The sequence below is a fragment of the Streptomyces sp. NPDC013317 genome (genome assembly GCF_055563155.1).
This window is the reverse complement of sequence record NZ_JBVHDX010000001.1, coordinates 349,640-370,882: the sequence shown is the minus strand read 5'-3', so window position 1 is coordinate 370,882 and position 21,243 is coordinate 349,640. Positions and strand designations below refer to the sequence as shown.

Genomic DNA, 21,243 nt, shown 5'->3' with positions numbered 1-21,243 from the left:
CGTCCACAGCGACCCGAGTGGGTCGGCTGTGTTCGGCAAGCCTTGAAAACGGCTCGCCCGGCTCCTCTCACCGGTAGACCTCGATCCTGTTGGCGTTGATGTCGGTCAAGACGCCGATAATGGCGCTGTAGCGCGGCGAGGTGCTGGAGTTCACCGGGAGCAGCAAGGTGTCCTGCGCGTAGATGGCAGCTTCACGCACGTTGTCGAGACTCAGCGACTGGGTCGTCCTCGACCTGATCTCAGTGCCTGCGTTGATGCGCCTGGTGGCGAGGTTGAAGTAGACGGCCAGTAGCTGCTTACCCAGAATGCTCTTCGGCGCGTTGCTGCCGTTGAACGCTGCCGCGGCCTCGTTGACTGACAGGACCCCGTTCCGGTCGGTGTCGTACCGCTGGTCGGTCGCCTGGATGCGCGCCAGGAATTCGGCGGCCCACAGTTCTTCGTGGTTCTTCCAGAACCCTTGGGACAGCGGGTTGCGGGTAGCCGGTACGACGGTGATGGACGTGGAGGCCGAGTCGGTGACCGGCGCGAAGGTGCAGGCGCCGCCGGCGTTCCGGTAGCTCACGGACACGACATCGGTGTACATCGTTCCCGGCAGGGCCAGGAGCGTCGGCCGAGCCGTGAAGACGATCCGCCGATCACCGGAGCCGGCCGGCAGGTCGCCCACGTTCCAGACCAAGGTGCGGGTGCCGTCGCCGTTCAGCGTCACCGAACCGGGCCTGGGGCCGGTGCCGGAATCGAGCGCCTGACTGTAGTAAACCCCGGCCGGCAGGGTGTCGGTGACCGTGACGCCGGAAGCGCCGCCGCTGCCCGTGTTCGCGTAGGTGATGGTGTACGTGACGGCCTCACCCGCATTGACCGCGGCCGTGGCGGACTTGTCCACCGTTAGCACCGGGGCGTGCACCGTGGTCGTGGCCTGCGCCGCATTGTCGTCCGTGTACGGGTCTGGCACCCCGCCGGTGTCGGTTCCCGTGACGGTGACACGGTTGGTGAGCACCGTACCGTCAGCCGTATCGCACGGCACCTGATACGTGAAGCCCGGTGTGACGGTCGTCGTGGCGCCATTGGCCAGGTCGGGCAGCGAGCGCTGCTGCGTGGTGCCGTCGGGCAGAGTGTCCGTGACACGGATGTTCATGGCGGTACCGGGTCCGAGGTCGGAGACGGTGGTGGTGTAGTTCACGGTGTCACCGCCGGTGGCGTCGGCGCGGTCGGCGGTCTTGAAGATCGCCAGGTCGGCCTTCTGCGTCATCGCGCGCACGTCGTCCTCGGTCAGCTCCTCCGGCGTGTTCGGACGGGCGCCGTCGGCGAAGAAGTCGACATTGAGCCGGGGGTTGTACTGGATGTTTGCCCAGTCGTCGTAGCCGCGCAGAGCCTCGCCGGGGGACTTGTCGTCGCACCCCGTTTCGACGGACGTGATGCGGTTGATGTCGGCAGCGACGCGCGACTCCTCATCGCCCTTCTCCCCGTTCCAGTCGATGGGACCGGCCGTGGCTGGTACCACCTCGGCCTTGCCGTTGGCCCCGTAGACCGTGTTGCGCTCCGGGTGGGGCGTTCCGTACAAGCCTTCGTTCTCGTCGAGCTCCTTCTCATCGAGCTCAGTGAACTCGTTGATCCCGAGCGCCGTGCCTCTGGCCATGCTGCTGAAGTCGAGGGGCCTCGACGTGTCGAGATCAGGAAACTGGAGCGTGTAGTTCATCACGCTGAGGTAGTTGGGCTTGCAGTTGACGTCGTCGGCACCTCCGTGCCCCAGGCTGAGAGTGTGCCCGAGCTCGTGCATGAACGTGGAGGATTCGGCCGCCTTCCGTCCGCCGGCGCTGTTGATCGTGTCCGCGTCCCAAGAGCCGAGCGTCACGATGAAGTCGTTGCCGCCCTTAAAAGTCGCATCTTCGTCCCGTTCGGACGAGCCCGAGGACTTTGGCTTCTCGGCGAACTTGTTGGCGAAGATCATGTAGCGATAGACCTGGCGCTTCGCCTGCAGGATGGCTGCGCAGTTCGAAGCGGCGCGGTCGGCCGGTGTGCCGAAGAACCCCGTGCACGGTTCGGCAGGGTGGCCGCTCTTGAGGTCGTTGAAGTCGTCCTGCGCGCCGGGGCCGTCGCTCTTGAACAGAATGGTCGGCACGTCCGGCAACGGCTCGCCCTCGACCGCGTGCAGGTTGATCCCCCTGAACTTTGGGCTGTCCGTGGGGCCGTACGGGTCGACCGGCGCTTCGGCGAACGCCTTGACCACGTCCGCGAGGGCTCCCGGCTGCGGCTTGTCCTTGGCCATGTAGTCGGCCTCGACAAACAGGTCCTTGCGGTAGGGGACGGCGCCGTACGGCGAGTCACCGAGGGGCAGCTCGGGGAACCCGTCGTTGTCGAAGTCCATCCCCTTGCCCGGGACTTCCCAGGTGTTCATGATGCCGTCGCCATCGCTGTCGGTCGTCTTCGCGAGGCCGACGCAGAACGGTGTGGTGATGGTGAAGAAGCCGCGGGCCGAGTCTTCCCCGCTACCCTCGCTCTCACCGGCAAGGGTCGGCTGGCCCGCGCCCTGTTGGGTGGTGAGTCCACCACCGGTGAAGATGCAGGTGTTCAGGTCGAACATGAGGTTCAGGTCGGCGCTGCCGGAATTCGTCCACCTGATGGGGCCGTCCTCAGTCAGGTCGTCTTGGTCCCACAGTTGCATCTGGATGGCAACGGGGTTGTGGGTGGTGTCCACCGTGGCCGTGCGAACCCAATTGGTCCGGAAGTCGGAGCCGTGGCCGCAGCAGTAACTGTCCCTGCCGTCGAACAGCCCTTGGTGGTCGATCTCGAACTTCGGATAGTAGTCGTTGCCACATGACTCACCGACACCTTCGTCGCACGAAAGCTCGACGACTCGGTAGAGGCTGACGGTGATCTCCTGCGTGGCGGCCTGGGCCGGCGTGGGTTCGACGGCGGCCACACCCGCCAGCACCAGCAGGAACACGCCGAGTAGACGTACGAACGAATTGACCCTTGGCATCCGGTGGACTCCCTCAAGAGGCGAGTGACGGTGGGGCGGATCGCTGGCCAGATGCTTGCACCGGAGACTCGTTTGGACGCGGCAACACGCTGTGTCACCACTCGGTGTCCGCTGGGCGTCGCCGGGGCGGCGGTTCCTGAGGATGGTCTGACCGTCGGATGACTCGCGGTCCGATCGCGGGTTCAGCCGGCGGCGGGCCCCCGGCCGGGGAGAGAGGCGGGCGATCTCCCGGGCGCGTCCATAACGGCCGCCCACCTGCGCAAGGAGTAAGCCTTGCGGCGGTACCCCCTGTGCCGACGCCGGTGACAACGCGCGAGGGCCCCGGCATGGTTCCGTCCGCGACCCGTGCCGCGAGTTCAGGGGCGACCTCGGGTAGCCACCAGCGACCGACAGCCAGGGCCGGGTCAGTCGCAGTCCTCCAACGCGTACACGAGGAAGGCGAAGTGCCCAGCAGGGCAAGAGTCCCCGGAGCCGGGCGGAGGCCGCGGACATACTCACTCTTGTCCTCCGACACCAGCAAGGCCGACGGGACATGATCGGGACCGATGCTGACTACTTGCTGACGCCGATCCCGGCAGCACGCAGCTGACCTGCGGCGACGCCAAATGGTCAGATCTTGAACCTGAACATGGTGCGCAGCACTATGGACTCCTCTAAGACGGCTCCCTGCCTGCTTCCTGCAGGTCAAGGGCGGCCTCGACTGTACACCGGCAGGCCCCGATCGATGCTTGTGAGGAACATCGATTCGGCCGGGCGAGGCGGGTTCCCTTCTGGGCTTTCGTGCCGTCACAGACGACTGTTCAAATGTTCAAAAGATTTTCCGGGAACGCCTGACGACTCATGCTGACCGGACGCTGACTTACTTGATGTTCCATCAGACGTGCGGGAGGTCGCTTGGCACGCGGATGACGTGCACCTACGCACCATTCTCGGGCACCCACGTCAGTCTGGTTCATGGGACACGGCCCCCTTAGTCCTCTGCCGGTCGACCATCCCGGAAGCCGGTTCGCTGCCCGCCTCTCGCCCGGGCCGAAGCCCAGGTCACGCCCCTGCGCGCTTGCGTGCGCCGCCCCCTCTTCCGTACGGACCAGCGGGTGGTGAGCCGCCCCCTCACACCGCGAAGGAGAGCCGTTGAAGCCGACCCAGGAAGTGCTCCAGGACCTGACCCGGCCCTCGAACGATCCTGACCTGTCGTGGCGCGGTACGGGCCGGGTGCTGACGGAGCACTGAACGGGTTCAGCACAGACCGAAGGGCGGCTTCAGGTAGCTGGGGCGGCCGAGCCAAGGACGCGGCTCGGGGAGCGAACGTCTCCTGCGGGAAGGGGAAGCCCCAGGGCTTGTTCCGGATCACGGTTGAGGCGAGGCGGCCGATCTCGTCGGATCCGCGAGCACCGTGACCGTTCCCTCCGACGACCACGGACAGGCCATCGGCGCCGAGCTGACCGATGTACGGGTAGCGGGTGGGGGTCTTGTCGACCACGCAGCATGCCTCGCGCACGGAGACCGGCTCCAGCCCCGGGAGCAGGGTACGGGCCATTCTGAGAGTGAAGTTCGACTGGCGCGGCGCGATTTCGCTGCCCCGCGCACCACGCGAGCGATTCCCCCGCCGTCCGCAACTCCCTCACAGCTTCCGCGCTCCCAGGCGCGGGACGATGTGCACGTTGATCGAGCTGTCGACGTGCTCGCCGGTGGAGTAGTCCGTCATCCGGCGCTGCCGGAGCCGCCACTGCTTGGCGTACTCCTCGACCGTCAGCCGGCCCAGCTCCCGACGGGCCGCCGCCACCGACGGCGCCGTGGTCTTCTTCTCCGCATACAGCTGCGTGAGCCGCTGCTCTCACCCGATGACGCCGGCTGGACCGTTCGGCAGAGTGGCCCCGTGCTGCTGCGGGATGGCGTCGAACGGTCTCTCGCGGTGTGTCAAGCAGCCAGTTCCCGGGGCCCGACCGAAATCGGGTGCCAGTTACGCCGAGGCGCCAACGGGTGTGGCTCCTTGAGCTCCACGTGCTGGGTTGGTGCCTGCCATCGACGAGGAATGGGGCACGGTGTGAGCGGAACGTCGATGCTGTGACGCCGGCAGAGCCGTGAGCGGAACGCGGGTGGTGCTGTGCCGTGGCTGGACGTCGGCCGTTAAGTGACTGTCCAACAGACTTAGGCGGACACGAAGCGGCATCGTCAGAGACATCGGCCGCCGACGTGCCCGCCTGGGCTACGGCGCGCTGAGAGGGGGTCGACGCCGCCCCGGCCAACGCCCATCTTTGGCGCGAGATTGCCGAGGCCGGACTCCATTCATGGACGAAACAGCCGGCCTGCCGCTGCCCTGCCGCGTGGACAATGGCGAACGTCAGGAACTCGGCGGTCTGAGTGAGCACCCCCGAGCCTCACCTGGGAGGAGTCAGCAGCGTGGCCCACCGGGCATGCTGATGCACCCGGGCGAACATTCCGCGTTCTGATCCAACATTTCGCCGAGGTCCGCGAGCTGGTCTTCGTCGAGCACGATCCGCAACCCCTTGCTGGACAGGTGGATGTTCGCCTCCGGGACGTCAAGCGTGTCCTCGCACTCCTGCTCCAGAGAGTCAGGCACCTTGGATTCGTCGGACATGATTTTCCCTTCTCGGCCGTTACGGAACGACCTAACCGAAATAGCCAGCCATCTTCACGTAGATACGACGCTTGTCCTCGGGCGTGCACGTGGTAATCAGGCGCGATCCGGTGTTCTTGCTGTCGCGTACGCGGCACGTCCCACCGCAAAGATACCGAATTTCGCACGTCTTACAGCCCTCGACATGGTCGACGTCGACCTGTGTTGCCAGTCCCGCCACCAGGTCAACAATGTTCCGCACGGGCATATCGTCGATATGGCAGACCTTCCCGTCCAGCAAGTGGCACGGGTAGACCGACCCATCGGGTCCGATCACCATCTGATCAGCGTATCCGCATGTTGCCATGTATCGCGTGATCTCGGGAGCAGCACCGTTGACCGCTGCGAGAAGTTCGCTCACTTCCTCTCGCGACGCCGGCCCAGCGGGGTCAATCTGGGTGCCGCGACCGTGCGGCATGATGCCGTAGGTGAACTTGAAGGCGACGTTCGGCGCACCCGCGAAGCGATCTCGTAGCTGAGGGAATTTCTGCACCCAGTTGGGCCACGTGGCGGGCACGATCGTCATTCCGATGCGCGTCGGAGTGCCCAGTTCGACCAACCTGTCAACCGCCGCGATTGCATGCTTGAAGGAGTTACGGCCGCGGATGGCGTCGTGTGACTCGGCGTCGGGTCCATCGATGCTGATCTGCACCAAGTCGGCCAGCGGATGAATTTGCTCGGCCAGCTTGGGAATCAGCAGGCCGTTGCTGAACAGGGTCACCTTCATGCGGTGCTCCTTGGCGACCGCCATGAGCTCGAGGCAGCCGCGATGCATCAGTGCTTCACCTCCGGTGAAAAGCACCTGCTGGCCCCCGAGCGCGGCGAAGTCGTCGATGAACCTGCGCCACCGCGCCGTCGGGAGCTCGTTTGCGCGATCGATGTGCGGGCTCGAATCCGCATAGCAGTGGGCGCATTCGAGCTGACAGGCCTGCGTCAGGTGGAGGCGGGCGAACACCGTGACGCCTACGGGTGTGCGGTCACGGTAGCCCGTCAACCCGCGAATGAGCCCGGAGGTCGCCAGGCGAGACACGACCTTCGAAACTTCGCTCCATCCCACGTCGTTCGCGATGCTGAGCGGCGACTCGCCGGCCACGAGCCTGACGATGAGTCGGTGCTGTGCGTCGTCCGCAACGGCCAGCGCCGCCTCCTGGACGCCGACCCAGACGTGAGAACCGTTCACCGGCTCGTGGTGCAGTTCGTTGACCAGTGGCACGGGTTCGTCGAGCGCGAGCGTGAGCTCCGTGGGTCCCGAGTCAGTCGGCGCTGCGCTCAGAGTGACATGTCCAGCCCGCTGGTCGGCTGCTCGCTGTACCAGCGTGCGCATTTCTTCTTGCAACGCAAGTGTGGAGATTTCCGGTGGGCGGGCTTTGGACGGGCATGAGCCGCACCCGGATGTGTTCGCGACGTTCAGGAGCGGCAGCTGTTTCAGCATTCCGCCTCCATTCGTAGGGACCGGAAGCCTCCATACCCGTGCTGAACCTGCTCGAGGTGCCGCCGTTTGGCATGCGGGCTTCATTCGGATGGGTTAACGTGACGGCCTTCTACCGGCCAATTCGAAGACGACGACGCCCGTCGCGCCTACGCTTGGCACGTGCGCCGGGTCGCCTCCGATTTTCGATGATAGGGCGGGAGAACAGTTGAGGAACACTGAAACGCCGTGGATTCTCGGACTCAGCGCCGCGCACAATGGTGGTGCGTGTCTGTTGCACGGAACCGAGATCGTCGCCGCCATCCAGGAGGAACGGCTCTCAGGCATCAAGCGCGACCGCACCTACGGCGCCCGCATCAGCCTGGCCACCGAGTACTGTCTTCGCCATGCCGGGATCGAGCCAGCACAATTGGACACCGTCGTGCTGTGCGTGCAGGGGGAGGCAGGTCTGGCCGAGCAGGACGTGAGCCTGAATCAACAACTGCGCCAAAGCTTTCATAGGATTCCTACTCTGCGGATTTCGCACCACCTCGGCCACGCCATCAGCGCCTACGCCGTGTCGGGCTTCTCGGATGCCGCCATCCTCGTCGTGGATGGAATGGGGTCACCCGAGCAAGATCTCAGCGAAGAGGAGCACCGCGCCGTCATCGGCGCACCCTGCGGCTGGGAGATCATCTCGGCGTACGAGGCATCGGGAACGACCGTCCGCCCCATCGCCAAACAGCTTGTCCCGGAAGGCAAGTGGCTGGACCGCGCCGGCGAGGGGATGCCCAGCTTCGGCAGTATCGGCGGCATGTACTCCGCCGTCGCTCAGCAGATCTTCGGCAACCCGATGGACGCAGGCAAGGTCATAGGGCTGGCTCCGTTCGGTACGCCCTCGTTCCAGCCGCACGAATTCGTGTCCGTGAGAGACGGCCTTGCGACGTTCGCCACTACGGTCCCGGAGCAGTTTCGACACTCCGATCGATGGCCTCTGCGCCAGCGCGAGTACGCAGACCTCGCCGCCTCGGTTCAATCTGCCCTCGAAGAGGCGATCTTGGCGTTGGTGAGCCGGTTGCGCGCGGCGTCCACCTCGGCGTACCTGTGCTACTCCGGCGGCGTGGCGCTGAACTGTCTGGTCAACGAACGCCTGATGCACGAGTCCGGCTTCTCCGACGTCTTCGTCGCGCCCTTCGCCGAAGACAGCGGACCTGCCGTCGGCGCCGCGTTCTACGGACTCTGGCGTCACCGCCAGCACCGCCCGGCCAGGCTGGTGAGGGAGGGGTTCGGGCACCGCTACGACCCGAGCGAGGTGCGCGAAGCCATCCGATCGGTCCCGCTTGTCGCCGTGTGCCCGGGCCGGGAGGTGACCGACATTACCGACGTCGCTGCGGACCGGTTGAAGCACGGACAGCTCGGAGCGTGGTTCGACGGCAGGAGTGAACTAGGCCCACGCGCGCTGGGGCAGCGCAGCATCGTGGGCGATCCTCGCCACGCGGAGCACAAGGTGAGGCTGAATCGCGACGTCAAGCAGCGAGAGGCGTTCCGCCCGTTCGCACCATCGGTGCTCGCCGAACACGTCCATACCTGGTTCGACGTCGACAAGGCCCGGTGCGACAGCCCGTTCATGCTGCGCACGCTCACTTTCCGACCGGGCTGCGGATCGCGGGTGCCCGCCGTCGCACACATCGACGACAGCGCACGCGTGCAATCCGTTCACGAAGAGCTCCAACCACGCTTCCACGCGCTGATCCGGCGCTTCCATGAGCAGACCGGCGTGCCGATGATCTTGAATACGTCTCTGAACGGTTCCGGGCAGCCCATCGTCGAGACGCCCTCCGACGCGTTGTGGACGATGCTCGAACTGGGGCTGGACTTCGCGGTGATCGAAGGCGTGCTCGTTGAGCCGGCGGCGGACTTCGATTCCATGCTGGGACTGGTGCCTGTCATCGCCGCCGACGGTTACACCGTCGACTATTCGTTCCCGCCAGGGCCGACGGCCTCGGTCAGGAGCCGGGCGTCGGCCGTCGCCTTCAAGGTGGTCACACCTTGGGGCAGTAGACTCCAGCCAGTCTCTGCGAAGGCCCTGTCCGTGCTGGCGATGATCGACGGCGTGGCGACCGGTCACGAAATCCACGAGCGGCTTCGGCGCGACCAGAACGACGAACTCACCGCCGCCCAGCTGACCCGGACGATGCGGTTTCTTCGCCGAACCCGGATCGTGAATTTCCGGGCAAGGTTGCCGTCAATTTCATTGGTTGATCACCAGGAGGTTGTAGCATCGTGACGGGCAGCGACACGGTGACACGTGGTCGGGTCAACAGCTTCGTGTCCTACACGGCCGCCGAGCTCCGGCACCGCTGGCGACGGGCCGACAACATCCCCGAATCATTTCCATCCATTGCCGCCCGCGTCCTCTCGGATGGCCTCGCCCGCGAACCCGTCACGGGCGCCGACGTCCTGCACTGGGTGCTCGACGGCGCCGAGCTCCCCTTTCAGCCGCGGCTCGACGAGACCTTCGGGCAACCGCCCGTCACGCTCTACCACGACGGCGAGTTTCAGCTCGACGCACTGTATTGGGTCCAGAGCAGCACCGACGTGCACGGGCACGGGTTCTCCGGTGCCTTCGCCGTCCTGGATGGTCAGAGCGTCCACACCCAGTTCGAATTCGCCGAAACACACCGCGTCGACGACCACTTCATGGTCGGTCAGGTCGTCGCCACAGAGGCGAAGTTGCTCGACGTCGGAGCCGTGCACGAGATTCACGAAGGCACCGCCCTGATCCACTCTGTCGTGCATCTTGGTTGCCCAAGCGTCACCCTGGTGGCTCGCACCTGCGGGCATTCCGCCCCTATCCCGGAGTACGCCTACTTTCCGCCCGCCATCGCTCTGGACCCCAGCAAGGACGATCCCCTTCGCACGCGCACGGTGCAGTTGGTCAGAATGCTGATCCGTTCCGGGAACACGGGGCTTGGCCAGACGGTGAAGACTCTGCTCTCCCGTTGCGACGTGCACACGGCGTTCCTGGTGGTGCGCGAACTCAGTCGCAACGCGGCGGCCTCGGCACTAGTGCATGCCGCGCTCGGGTGGTCGGACGCGCGGTGGCCGGGATTGGCGGGGCCGTTTGGCGACGCCGTGGTTACCGAGTTGCGCCATGTCGGCGCCGTGACGATGTTGCACCGCGTCACCGAGCCCGACCACCGGGTGGTACTCGGGGCCCTGGCCGCGCTAGACGAGCCCTCACAGGTGCGTATGTTTCTGCAGAAGCATGCAACCGCGGAACCCGATTCGCTCATCGCGGGTTTCGTACGGGCCGTGCAGGAGACCGGCACACTGAACATCCCCGCCGAGAGACCCTTTGACCACATGATGCTCCGACCGTTGGCGGGCGAGGCAGCAAGATGATTGACACCAGCGCCCGCGTCACCGGCCAGCTTGGTCAGTGGGCCACGATCGTGCCCGGGCTCGCCCCCGCCGCGTGTGCGGAGCTCGCCGAACGGTGCAGGTCTCTCGATATCGTCGCCCCTGGCGTCGTCGGCCAGAAGTCCTTGCCCGATTACCGCGTTGGGCATTCACGTCTGCTTCCGCGGTCGGCGGTGTTCGAGGACATCTATCAACTCATCTGGGAGGCAGGCGAAGCACTGAACCGTCGTTACTTCGAGCTGGACGTCTGCGAGATCGTCAAGCCCCCGCAGTTCCTCGAGTACGTCGGAGGCCACGGGCACTTCCACTGGCACAACGACTATGGCCTCGAACGGCCCTTGTCCAATCGGAAGTTGACCGTCAGCATCCAACTCAGCGATGGCCGCGACTACGAGGGCGGTGACTTCGAGGTGTTCGGCACACCGCAGCCCATGCCGAGGGCACAGGGCAGCATCGTCGTGCTCCCGGCCTTCGTACACCACAAGGTCACACCCGTCACATCCGGAACCAGGTGCGCATTGGTTGGATGGCTGGCCGGACCGCCATTGCGATAGAGGCGTCAGCCCTCGAAGGTCACGCCATCACGTAACGCCCCCAGGCACCGGGGGGGGGGACGACGCGCACCTGATCTTCGGCGAGAATCGCGTCAAGGTCGTCGGGCCGGGCCTGGTGGCGGCCGATAATGTCGGTGAGGTGGCGGCGCTGCTGTTCGCGGGCCGCGATGGAGGTAGGCGTCGAGTCTGGATTCGGCGGCTGCGTCGATCTGACGACCTTACCGAATGCATGGCGATCTAGCGATCCGTGCGGCTGAGGTGTGGCGGCTCCCCTCCGAGGGGCTGGGAGCGCTGATGGCCGCGCTCCCGGCTCGATGGCCTCGGCAGCGTGGAACCCGCGGACGGTAGCCCCGTGGAGTACTCCGTCATCTTCCACTGCCGGGGCCGCCACTGCTTCGCGTACTCCTCGACCGTCTGCTGGCCCAGCTCGCGGCGCGCCGCCGCCGCTGAGGGCGCCGTGGTCTTCTTCTCCGCACACAGCTGCGTAAGTCGCTCCATCGCGTCGTCCTGCGTGCCGTATCCGGAATCCTCTCGCTGCTTGCCGAGCGCATCCCGGAAGCAGATCAACGGGTGGGCCTGAATAAGGCCGACCGCGGCCCGTGGTTCGTGAGCTCAGCTCGGAGCGATCGTCACGATGTCAGGCGCGATGTCCAAGACCAGGAGCGCCGCCGCCACATGGGTGGGGTTGTCCTCCACCTTGACGGTCGAGAGCTCGTTGGCGCGTGAGACGCGCCGTTCGACGGTGTTGCGGTGCGCGTAGAGGTCGGCGGCTGCCCGGGTGGTGCTGAAGCCGCACTGCACGTAGGTGAGCAGTGCCTGCCGCAGCGCTGTGTCGGCTTCGGCCAATGGCCCGAGGGTGTTGATGACGAACCGACGTGCGCCGGGCCGGTCCTGCGTGAGCGCGTCGATCAGCTCGACGTCGGCGTAGGCGGTGAATCGCCGGGCGGACCCCAGCCGGATCACGAGCGCCTGCGCCGCGAGGGCGTCCTGGTGGCTGGAGCGGAATCCTTCGAGACCGCGTCCCGGCCTTCCCACCGCCGCGCGGACCTCGTCGGTCGGCGCGAGGTCCTTCTCCAGGTGGTGAAGGTCCGGGACGGCTTCCCCCGAGAGCCAGATCCACCGCGACGTGGCGCTGGCGCGCGCCACCAGGGCGCTCCGGCCGGCGGCGGAGGAGCGCACGGCGGCGATCGCCTCTTCCAGGGCACCAGCCTGCTGGGGATCGTCGACCCAGAGGACGAGGCCCACGTGCCACCGCGCCATCCGGTAGCGCAGGCGTCCTTCGGCGAGGTCCTCCGCCATCGGTGCCCCACTGGCGATCAGCTGGATCAGTGCGATCCCCTCTGCATCCGTGTTCCCCATCGCCGCGGCGAGGCCGGCTTGCCGCAGGGCAGCGACGGAGTCGAGGGCGTACTGCACCAGCGACTGCGCCGTCACGTCCAGGACCCCCACGAGAATTTCGGGGTCCGCGCAGTCCGCCACGCATTCCTCCAGCCATCGCCGCCAGCCGATCCCCAGGGCCACGCGCCAGGCAACGGCGAAGTCGGGCGCGATGCCCCGGGAGACGAGGTCGTTGATGTACGCCGTGGTCCTCGGACTGACGTAGGGCTCTACCCTCCGCCCCGGTAGCTGAACGTTTGCGGTCAACCATTGGACCACCTCAGAGCGGTTGAGCGCGCGATCCTCCTCGACCAGCGATGCGTCCGCGAGGAGAGCGGGATCGTTCTGCGCGACGAGAGACGGCCTTGCGAAGGCCTCGATCAGGGCGTCCGTTTCCGTCAGCAGGCGCTGGCACAGTGACCTGATCGCATCAGCGACCTCACGCGAGGGCGGGGGCCACAGCTCTTCCATGTTCTCAGTGTCCCTCTGCTCTCGGGGAGTCGAGGCTCCCGACATGCCGTGTCCCAGACCGATGAAGGGCTCGTCGCCGCCCCCCGACCGCCGTTTACTAACACTAAACGGCGGCAGATTTACCACCCCCTCGACGGCGCCACAAGGGGCTCGACGCCATCGCCCCTCACCCTCTGCGAGGACGCACCGATCGCCCCTGGCGCGCATGCCTTAGCCTCGTGCCACGGAGAGGACTCGTCCGGGTCGGCCCGTCACCTGACAGGCACACGACCTCGGCCTCGGGACGGGCGGTGAGCACACCATGTCCATCGGTGACGGCGGGACGGCAGACGGAGCGGAACGGGGCGCCGCCGCCCTCGAAGCGTCCACCGGCGCGCAGCTGCGGAAGATCAGGCTCGACCGCGGCTTGTCGTTGACGGAGGTCGCGCACCGGGCAGAGGTCACCAAGGGCTTTCTGAGCCAGTTGGAGCGGGGGCTCACCAGCGTGTCCGTCCCGACGTTGCTGCGCGTCTGCGAAGTTCTGCGGATCGGGGTCGGGGAGCTGTTCGCGTACCCCGACGAGCAGGTCGTGGACGGCGGAAGCCGGATCGGCATGGGCGGTGAGGGCGTGGCCGAGTACCTGCTCACGCCCGCCGGCACCACGGCGTTCCAGGTCTTCCGTTCCGTGATCGAGCCGGGCGGGGGCACCGGAGGCCCCTATCGGCTCGACACCGCCACGATCTTCGCGATGGGGCTGAGCGGTTCGACCCGTCTGATCGTCGGGGGCGAGACCCGGATGCTGTCGGCCGGGGTGTCCACCTCGTTCTCCGGCCAGACGCTTCACCAGTTCGACAATCCGGGTACGACGGTGAGCGAGGTCCTCTGGGTCCTGTCGCCTCCCCTGCCGCGCGCCGCGCGAGGGCCCGCCTAGATCCTGTCGTCGCATGCCGGGCCCGCGTCAGGAGTGGTGCGGGGGCGGCGGCTGTTTCGCAGGACCCGGCGGTCTTGTCGTAGCGGGTGGCGATCTCACACCGCGTCGTCACGGAGCAGGCGTCGCCCGACCCTCAGGAACCCCCGCGCCTGGCACGACGGAGCGCCCACCGGGCCCGTGTCCTGCTGCCGTTGAAGAAGTCGTTGAACCGGTCCAGCCCCCAGATGGCCCGGAGGACGAACGGCTGCATCAGCAGCGACATCGACGGCGAGTACTTCGAGGCGTCCGACCAGATGCCGGCGAGGTCCTCCGGCATCTCGCCGTCGACGATGTAGTCGGCGAGCTGATGGGTCACGTACGGCACCTGGCAGAGACCGTGGCCGTTGCAGGCCATCGCGTAGAAGACGTTGTCACCCACCTGCCCGGCGACCGACAGCCAGTCCGGGCTGATGCCGATCCAACCGCCCCAGGCTCGCTCGATGGCCACGTCGGACAGCGACGGGAACCGGTTGGCCAGATCCTTCCCCATGTCCCGCACGACACCGGGGTCCGGGACCCGGTCCGGGAGCGGGTAGGTCTGGCCTCGCTGCGCCTTGCGGACCCCGCAGACGATGGTGTTGCGCTCGGTGAGCCGGTAGTGGGTCATCAACTGGTGCTGGGTGATGATGCCGGACCGACTGGTCCAGTCCAGCGCGGCGAGCCGCTCCGGCGCGATGGGTTCCGACTCGATCTCGATGACGTACAGCGGCGTCGCGAGGTTCTTGGGCGTGATGTCCCACTCGCCGCCGTAGACGCTGGTCGCGAGCAGCACCTTGGCGGCCCGCACGGTGCCGTGCGGTGTCGTGATCTCGACGGTGCTTCCGGTCCGCCGAACATCGCTCACCCGCGACTGCTCGAAGACCTTGGCCGAGGAGGCGAGCAGTGCGCGACGCACACCGCGAGCGAGCTTGCCCGGGTTCAGCATCCCGCCGATGGATTCCCGCATCCCGCCCACGAAGCCGGCGGGGAGGCCGAGCTCCTCTCTGCTGCCGACGGTCCCGCCCCCACCGAAGGCGCGCAGGATCGCTGCCTGGGTACGCACCCTGAGCATCATGAGGGGTGAGACCGCACCCCACACCAGGCCGTTCGCCACGTAGTCGCAGTCGATGTCGTGCCTCTTGATGAGGTCTTCCACGTAGCGGCCCGCGTGCTCCGCCAGTTTGGCCATGACCGGCATCTTCTTCGGGGACTGGAGGCTGAGCATCCGCAGGTCGCCACCCGGCGCCCCGGCGATCTGACCGCCGTTGCGCGAGGCCGAGCCGTAGCCGCAGAACTCGGCCTCCAGCAGGACCACGTCCTGGTCGCGCTCCGCGAGGCGCAGGGCGGCCGCCATGCCACCCATCCCGCCGCCGATGACGGCGATGTCGCAGGTGAGATCACCGTCCAGCGCGGGCCGCACGTCGTCCGGCGGGTCGATCCAGCCGGTGAAGCTGGTGTACTTCGTGCTGTCGGTCCTCATGCTGTCCCGATCTCCTTCCAGGTGGGGCGTCCGCCCCCCTTCGTACTCCGCGTCGTGGCGTGCTCGGCAGCGCGCCCGAGCCCCCGTTCCCGTCCGGCGGATCGACGGTGACGGGCGGCTCTTCGGCGAGACGCGTGAGGACGGCGAACAGGAGGTTCTCCGTCCTCTGCGTCTCCGTCTCAGTCCTGAGAAGTCGTGGCCCCGGGTGAGGCCCGGCCCGCTCGCCGCTCGCCCTTGGCCGCGACCGAACGGGCGGGCAGGTCCCCCATCGTCAGGAGACCGGGACGCGCCTCGACGACCGCGGTGGAGGCGTTGACCGCTGCCGCGACGGTGCTGAGGAAGGAATCGAAGCCCACGGAGGAACGGAGGTCGACGATCTGCTCCTCTCCGACGATCCGGTAGTCGTCGCCCGCGGCCACCTCATCGGCCGGCTCGAAGAACCCGAACGTGATCTCCAGATCGATCACCACGTCGCCCTTGAGCACGCCCCGGGCGGCGTGAGTGACCGCCGCGATCTGCCCCGGTTCGATACGCATGTGGTCCCCAACGCGCGGCGAAGTCGTCACGACAGCGGGTTCGACCTCTCCCACGTCCACCGAGCCGAGATCCCATCCGAGCCCTGCGGCGAGCGCCCCGATGGCCTGCTCGAAGCCGTGGTGCCCGACGACCTCGCCCCGGCTGCGTGCCGTCGCGAACTCGGGCATGGTCAGACCGAGGCCGAACTTCGACAGGATCGCGCCGTAGCGTGACATGTTCGTCCGCCGGCGGATCCGCACGCTCTCCACACGCTGAGTCAGTGAGGTCAGGAGTAGAGGAAGGGTGTCCATCAAGATGCCCGGGTTCGCCCCGCTGCCCAGGACGGTCACGCCGTGCGCCTTCGCCGTGTCGTCGAGCCGCCGGGCCAGATCGGGGTGGCTCCGCCATGGATGCGCCAGTTCTTCGCAGATGCTCAGAACGTTGTACGTACGTTCCAGCAGCGGCAGCAAGACGTCGGCCGCCCTGTGCAGATCCGAGACGGTCGCCACGATCGCGAGGTCGGCGGCGGGCAGCTCGGCCGGGTCGCTCACGACGACGACACCGTTCGCGACGCCACCGAGGAGCACTCCGAGGTCTTGACCGACCACGCGGGGGTCCCGGTCCGCCGCTCCCACGATCTCAACGTCCGCGCGTCGCAGCAAGGAAGAGGCGATGGCCCGGCCAGTGGCACCGAGCCCCACCACGACAGTCCGATTCTTCAACGTCACTCCTCTGGGCGCCCCGGTCGGCCCGCCCACGACACGGTGGTCGGCGAAACCGGACTTCGCCGGTGGCGGTTGCCTCGTACCCCACGGTCACAGGCCACGGCCGCGGTGAGAACGACACCGTGCACCGGCCTCCCCCGGGGACGGTGCACGGTGCACAGACCGGCCGCGCCATCGCGCTCATGAGCCGATCGGCGAGTCGCTCAGAGTCGCTCGTAGACAGCCGGTCGGCGCGCGCGCAGGACGAGGGCCTGCACCGCGCCGGCCACGGCCGAGAGGGCGACGAGGCCGCCGATCACCCAGGCACCCGTGGTGGTGCCGACGAGGAGCGGGAAGTTGGCGACCATCAGGCAGACCACACAGGCCAGGCCGAGGAAGGCGACGGCCGGGGCCACGACCGTGCGCCACACCGGCTGCCGCCCGTCGGCGCGCCGGAAGAAGCCGATGACGGCGAGGCTGGTGGCCGCCATCAGCAGGACGATGCCGAGCGTGGCGGCGCCGGAGAACCGGGCGTAGAGGTCACCGATCGGGTCGAGACCGAGGAAGGCGACGACGAGCGTGGTGAGGAACGCGACCGCCGAGGCGACGGCCGAGGACGCCGACGGCGCGCGGTGCCGGGGGTGGACGACGCCCAGCGACGCCGGAAGCGCACCGGCCCGGGACAACGCGAACTGGTAGCGCGTCACGACGTTGTGGAAGGCCAGTACGCAAGCGAACTGACTGGTAATCAGCAGTACTTGCATGGTGTCGGCCCAGACCGACCCGACGTAGCTCCGCGTCAGCGTGAGGACCAGGCCCTCGGGGTCGGCTTGCGCGGCTCCGACCACCGCGTCGACACCGGCACCCACCACGATCGCCCACACGGTGAACGAGTAGAAGACCCCGATCAGCAGGATCGCGACGTACGTCGCCCGCGGAACTGTGGCGTCCGGGTCCTTCGCCTCGTTGCGGAACACGGCCGTCGCCTCGAAGCCGATGAACCCGAAGATGGCGAACATGACGCCGAGGCCCAGGGAGCCGGTGCCCGCGATCGAGGGCGCCACGGGCTCGGCCGTCAGGCCGTGGGCGCCACCGTGGCCCACGATGCCGAGGTCCATGACCAGGAGGAGCAGGGACTCCAGCACCAACACGGCACCGAGCACCTTGGCACTCAGCTCGATGTCGCGATAGCCGAGGAAGGCGATGACGCCCAGCGAGACGAGCGCCCACGACCACCACGGGGAGCCGACGTCGGCGTACCGCTCGATGACGTTGCTCGTCGCGACGCCGACGTAGGCGTTCACCCCGACGAGGAGCAGCGCGTAGGAGAAGAGCGCGAGGGTCGCGGCCGAGAGGCCGGGGATCCGGCCCAGCCCCGCCTGGACGTAGGCGTAGAAGGCGCCCGCGTTGCGTACCCGTCCGGCCATCAGCGTGAAACCGACTGCGAAGATCAACAGCAGCACGGTGGACAGTACGAAGTACAGCGGCATCCCCGGGCTGCCGCTCACGGCGAAGGCGAGCGGCACCCCGCCGGCCACCAGCCCGAGCGGCGCCGCCGCGGCGACGACCATGAACACGATCTGCGAGACACCGAGCCCGCGGTGGAGCGGGTTGCCCGATCCCGCTGCACCGTCGGGTGCTTCGACGTGCCCTGTCTTGGAGAGGTCGGTCATCGCGACCACCTTTCGACTCACGGGCCGGTACCGGCCCGTCATGGGTGGGTGAAGGGGTGCGTGAGGCGGTACGCCTGCGCGAACGAACGGGTGCGGCTCCCTCGCAGCGAGCTGAGCCGGAGCGGCAGGAGGCGGATCTTCCCGCCCGAGCAGACGTGGCCCGTACGGGTTGCGGGTCGTCGGCCGCTTCCGCTCGGCCGCGATCGCGGGAGTGACGGCGGCGATCTCCCTGCGGCTCGATACACCCGTGGGGCCCGACGCGCAGCGTGGTCGTGACGACAGCGGGTTCGACCTCGGCGCACGACCGCGGCAAGTTGTTTAGTAGCACTAAACACCGGGGGCAAATCTCTACCACGCCGGTTGTGCTGCCGCAACGGCTGCGGCATGACCGGCCGCTGGACGGCTGTCTCCGGCCGCCCCTGCTCCCGGAAGGACCCCGCCGCCGCCTCGGCCCGGGCCGCGCCCCGAACGTCGGACACCGTATGGGCGCAGCGGCCCGGCCCGCCTGTGCACCGTGCACCAAGCCCGGGCGAAGGAGGTGCCCGCTGTCGTTCTCGCAGGCGGTCGCGGCTGGCGACAGTGAGGCAACCGCCACAGGAACAGCGAGGAAACGCCATGACAGCTGAGGTGTTGGACGCCGTCGAGGAGTTCGACGTGGTGATCATCGGAGCAGGGATCTCCGGGATCGGCGCGGCCACCTATTTCAGCCGGGAGCTGCCCGACAAATCGCTCGTCGTGCTGGAGGCGCGCGAGGACATCGGTGGCACTTGGGACCTGTTCCGCTACCCCGGCATCCGCTCGGACTCCGACCTCCACACGTTCGGTTACGCGTTCAAGCCGTGGCGCCACGAAGCCGCGATCGCAGACGCTCCCCTCATCAAGGGGTACCTCCAGGAGACGGTCGGGGAGAACGGCCTGAAGCGCCTCATCAGGCTCCGCCACCGGGTCGTCCGGTCGGAATGGTCCTCAGCGGACTCGAGGTGGACCCTCACCGTCCAGACCTCCGACCCCGCCACGGGAGAGACCCGAATCAAGACGATCCGCGCCGGATGGGTCTTCGCCGCCACCGGCTACTACCGGTACGACGAGGGATTCTCCCCGGAGTTCCCGGGGCGGGACGACTTCGAGGGCCGGATCGTTCATCCGCAGCACTGGCCGGATGATCTCGACTACAGCGGCAAGAAGGTCGTCGTCATCGGCAGCGGCGCGACCGCGATCACGCTGGTGCCGGCCATGACCACCGGGGCGGGCGCCGCCCGGCACGTGACGATGCTGCAGCGCACCCCCACCTACGTCATGGCGCTCCCCCGCGTCGACAAGGTCGCCCTGGCGCTCACGAAGCTGCTCGGAGAAGAGCGCGGGTACGCCGTGACGCGGTTCAAGAACATCTGGACCGAACACGCCATCGTCAAGGGTCTGCGGACCTTCCCCAAGGCCGGACGCGCACTGATCCGGCGCGAGAACATCAAGCGCCTTCCCAAGGGATTCGACGTCGACAAGCACTTCAACCCGCCGTACGACCCGTGGGACCAGCGGCTGTGCGCGGCACCGGACGGCGACTTCTTCGACGCGATCAAGGAAGGCAGGGCCTCCGTCGTCACCGACGCCGTGGCGAGGTTCAGCAAGCGCGGAATCGTCCTGGCGTCGGGCGAGGAACTGGAAGCCGACGTCATCGTCACCGCGACGGGGCTGAACCTGCGGCTCTTCGACGGCATGCCCATCGTGGTCGACGGGCGCCCGGTCGACATCGCGGACGCGCTCTGTTACCGCGGCATGCTCCTGAGCGGCATCCCGAACTGGGCGATGGCGATCGGCTACACCACCTCGTCCTGGACGCTCAAGGTGAGCCTGATGTGTCGCTACTTCATCGACCTGGTCAGGCACATGGACACCCACGGATACGACACGGTGGTTCCGGTCGCACCGTCGGGGACGAAGCGCAGGCCCGTCATGGACCTCCAGGCCGGGTACGCCAAGCGCGGCGAGAAGCTCCTGCCCAAGCAGGGCCCCGAGAAGCCCTGGCGGATGGCGATGTCCTACCCCGAGGACGCCAGGGCCCTCCGCGGCCCGGTGGCCGACGAGAACCTCCGGTTCGGCGCCTGCCGGGCGGCCGCGTCGGCGCCCGGTGGGAGGCGAGCCACCCGTGCCTGAGACAAGCGGCGCCGAGAGCGCCGACCAGTACGCGACTCTGCCGTCCGGGATGACGATCTGCTTCCGGGACCACGGCGCCAAGGACGGCCCCGCGATGCTGCTCATCGCGGGACTGGGCGAAGACCTCACCTTCTGGACCGACTCGTTCGTCGGCGCCCTCGTCACCCGCGGTTTCCGGGTCGTAGCGATCGACAACCGTGACGTCGGCCAGTCGACGTTCGTCGCCGCGCCCCCTCCCGGGCTCTGGCGTCAGATCGCCGCGCGTCCGCGCCGCGACGCGTACACGCTGGCCGAGATGGCCCAGGACGCCGTCGGCGTGCTCGACCATCTCGGGATCCCGCGGGTTCACCTGGTCGGGCGGTCGATGGGCGGGATGATCGCGCAGACGATCGCGGCCACGGCACCCGAGCGTGTCCTGTCGCTGGTCTCCATCTACTCCACCACCGGGGCGCGCAAGGTCGGGCAGCCGGCTCTGTCGACGATCCGGCTCCTCGCCGCCCCGCCGGCAAAGACCAGAACCGCGGCGGTCCGTGCCCACCTGCGACTCACCCGGCACGTCGCCGGCGTGGGCCATCCCATCAACGACGCGGCCGAGGCGGCCCTGGCAGCTCGTGGATGGGACCGCAGCGCCGGTGATCCGGCGGCCGGCACGGCGCGCCAGATCCAGGCGATCCAGCGCTCCGGGGACCGGACGGCGCAACTGAGCGCGATCACGGCCCCGACGCTGGTCATCCACGGCGACCGGGATCTGCTGGTGCACCCGAGCGGCGGCGCCGCGACCGTACGGGCGATCCGCTCGGCCGAGCACGTGGTCATTCCCGGCATGGGCCATCACCTTCCCGAGGCCCTTGTCGCCCCCGTCACGACCCGCATCTCGCAGCACGCGAACCGCGTGGGCGAAGGAGGAAACCATGTCCGGATCTCGTGAACCCCGCGGCGGGAG

At 67.7% G+C, this 21,243-nt stretch carries 15 protein-coding genes; 6 read left to right on the top strand and 9 right to left on the bottom strand.

What is annotated here, in order from left to right:
* Positions 1-67: 67 nt before the first annotated feature.
* From ACZ3IJ_RS01535 to ACZ3IJ_RS01520, 4 genes are all read right to left on the bottom strand, one after another.
* Complete coding sequence (locus ACZ3IJ_RS01535) at positions 68-2,941, bottom strand: hypothetical protein (protein ID WP_467465606.1); 2,874 nt, start codon at positions 2,939-2,941, stop codon at positions 68-70.
* Between the two features lie 1,657 nt (positions 2,942-4,598).
* Positions 4,599-4,760: a hypothetical protein gene (locus ACZ3IJ_RS01530; protein ID WP_467465605.1), complete on the bottom strand. Its 162-nt coding sequence runs from the start codon at positions 4,758-4,760 to the stop codon at positions 4,599-4,601.
* A gap of 609 nt (positions 4,761-5,369) precedes the next feature.
* On the bottom strand, positions 5,370-5,576 hold the full coding sequence (locus tag ACZ3IJ_RS01525; protein WP_467465604.1) for a hypothetical protein: 207 nt from the start codon (positions 5,574-5,576) through the stop codon (positions 5,370-5,372).
* A 31-nt stretch (positions 5,577-5,607) separates the two neighbouring features.
* Positions 5,608-7,047 (bottom strand): radical SAM/SPASM domain-containing protein, encoded by a 1,440-nt coding sequence (locus ACZ3IJ_RS01520; RefSeq protein ID WP_467465603.1) that lies wholly within the window; start codon positions 7,045-7,047, stop codon positions 5,608-5,610.
* A gap of 205 nt (positions 7,048-7,252) precedes the next feature.
* Between ACZ3IJ_RS01520 and ACZ3IJ_RS01515 the strand changes: the two genes are divergently transcribed.
* From ACZ3IJ_RS01515 to ACZ3IJ_RS01505, 3 genes are read left to right on the top strand one after another with little or no spacing between them, the layout of a single operon-like run.
* The gene (locus ACZ3IJ_RS01515; RefSeq protein ID WP_467465602.1) at positions 7,253-9,310 is read left to right on the top strand and encodes a carbamoyltransferase family protein; all 2,058 of its coding nucleotides are present in this window, start codon (positions 7,253-7,255) and stop codon (positions 9,308-9,310) included.
* Positions 9,307-10,428 carry a cupin domain-containing protein gene (locus tag ACZ3IJ_RS01510; RefSeq protein ID WP_467465601.1) on the top strand — a complete coding sequence of 374 codons (1,122 nt, stop codon included), beginning with the start codon at positions 9,307-9,309 and terminating at the stop codon, positions 10,426-10,428. Before ACZ3IJ_RS01515 ends, ACZ3IJ_RS01510 begins: the two co-directional genes overlap by 4 nt.
* Positions 10,425-11,000 (top strand): 2OG-Fe(II) oxygenase, encoded by a 576-nt coding sequence (locus tag ACZ3IJ_RS01505; RefSeq protein ID WP_467465600.1) that lies wholly within the window; start codon positions 10,425-10,427, stop codon positions 10,998-11,000. The genes ACZ3IJ_RS01510 and ACZ3IJ_RS01505 overlap by 4 nt, the downstream gene beginning before the upstream one ends.
* Positions 11,001-11,237: 237 nt before the next feature.
* On the opposite strand, the gene ACZ3IJ_RS01500 is transcribed toward ACZ3IJ_RS01505, so the two are convergent.
* Together ACZ3IJ_RS01500 and ACZ3IJ_RS01495 are read right to left on the bottom strand one after the other, a co-directional pair.
* The gene (locus tag ACZ3IJ_RS01500; RefSeq protein WP_467465599.1) at positions 11,238-11,498 is read right to left on the bottom strand and encodes a hypothetical protein; all 261 of its coding nucleotides are present in this window, start codon (positions 11,496-11,498) and stop codon (positions 11,238-11,240) included.
* Between the two features lie 114 nt (positions 11,499-11,612).
* The gene (locus ACZ3IJ_RS01495) at positions 11,613-12,848 is read right to left on the bottom strand and encodes a PucR family transcriptional regulator (protein WP_467465598.1); all 1,236 of its coding nucleotides are present in this window, start codon (positions 12,846-12,848) and stop codon (positions 11,613-11,615) included.
* 301 nt (positions 12,849-13,149) lie between these two features.
* On the opposite strand from ACZ3IJ_RS01495, the gene ACZ3IJ_RS01490 reads away from it, so the two are divergent.
* Complete coding sequence (locus ACZ3IJ_RS01490; RefSeq protein WP_467465597.1) at positions 13,150-13,758, top strand: helix-turn-helix domain-containing protein; 609 nt, start codon at positions 13,150-13,152, stop codon at positions 13,756-13,758.
* 133 nt (positions 13,759-13,891) lie between these two features.
* On the opposite strand, the gene ACZ3IJ_RS01485 is transcribed toward ACZ3IJ_RS01490, so the two are convergent.
* From ACZ3IJ_RS01485 to ACZ3IJ_RS01475, 3 genes are all read right to left on the bottom strand, one after another.
* Complete coding sequence (locus ACZ3IJ_RS01485) at positions 13,892-15,256, bottom strand: NAD(P)/FAD-dependent oxidoreductase (RefSeq protein WP_467465596.1); 1,365 nt, start codon at positions 15,254-15,256, stop codon at positions 13,892-13,894.
* Positions 15,257-15,435: 179 nt separating this feature from the next.
* Positions 15,436-16,380: a dihydrodipicolinate reductase gene (locus ACZ3IJ_RS01480; RefSeq protein ID WP_467465595.1), complete on the bottom strand. Its 945-nt coding sequence runs from the start codon at positions 16,378-16,380 to the stop codon at positions 15,436-15,438.
* Positions 16,381-16,700: 320 nt separating this feature from the next.
* Positions 16,701-18,149 (bottom strand): APC family permease, encoded by a 1,449-nt coding sequence (locus ACZ3IJ_RS01475; protein WP_467465594.1) that lies wholly within the window; start codon positions 18,147-18,149, stop codon positions 16,701-16,703.
* Between the two features lie 615 nt (positions 18,150-18,764).
* Here ACZ3IJ_RS01475 and ACZ3IJ_RS01470 point away from each other — a divergent pair.
* Complete coding sequence (locus tag ACZ3IJ_RS01470; RefSeq protein WP_467465593.1) at positions 18,765-20,300, top strand: flavin-containing monooxygenase; 1,536 nt, start codon at positions 18,765-18,767, stop codon at positions 20,298-20,300.
* The gene (locus tag ACZ3IJ_RS01465) at positions 20,293-21,228 is read left to right on the top strand and encodes an alpha/beta fold hydrolase (RefSeq protein ID WP_467465592.1); all 936 of its coding nucleotides are present in this window, start codon (positions 20,293-20,295) and stop codon (positions 21,226-21,228) included. The genes ACZ3IJ_RS01470 and ACZ3IJ_RS01465 overlap by 8 nt, the downstream gene beginning before the upstream one ends.
* Positions 21,229-21,243: the final 15 nt, after the last annotated feature.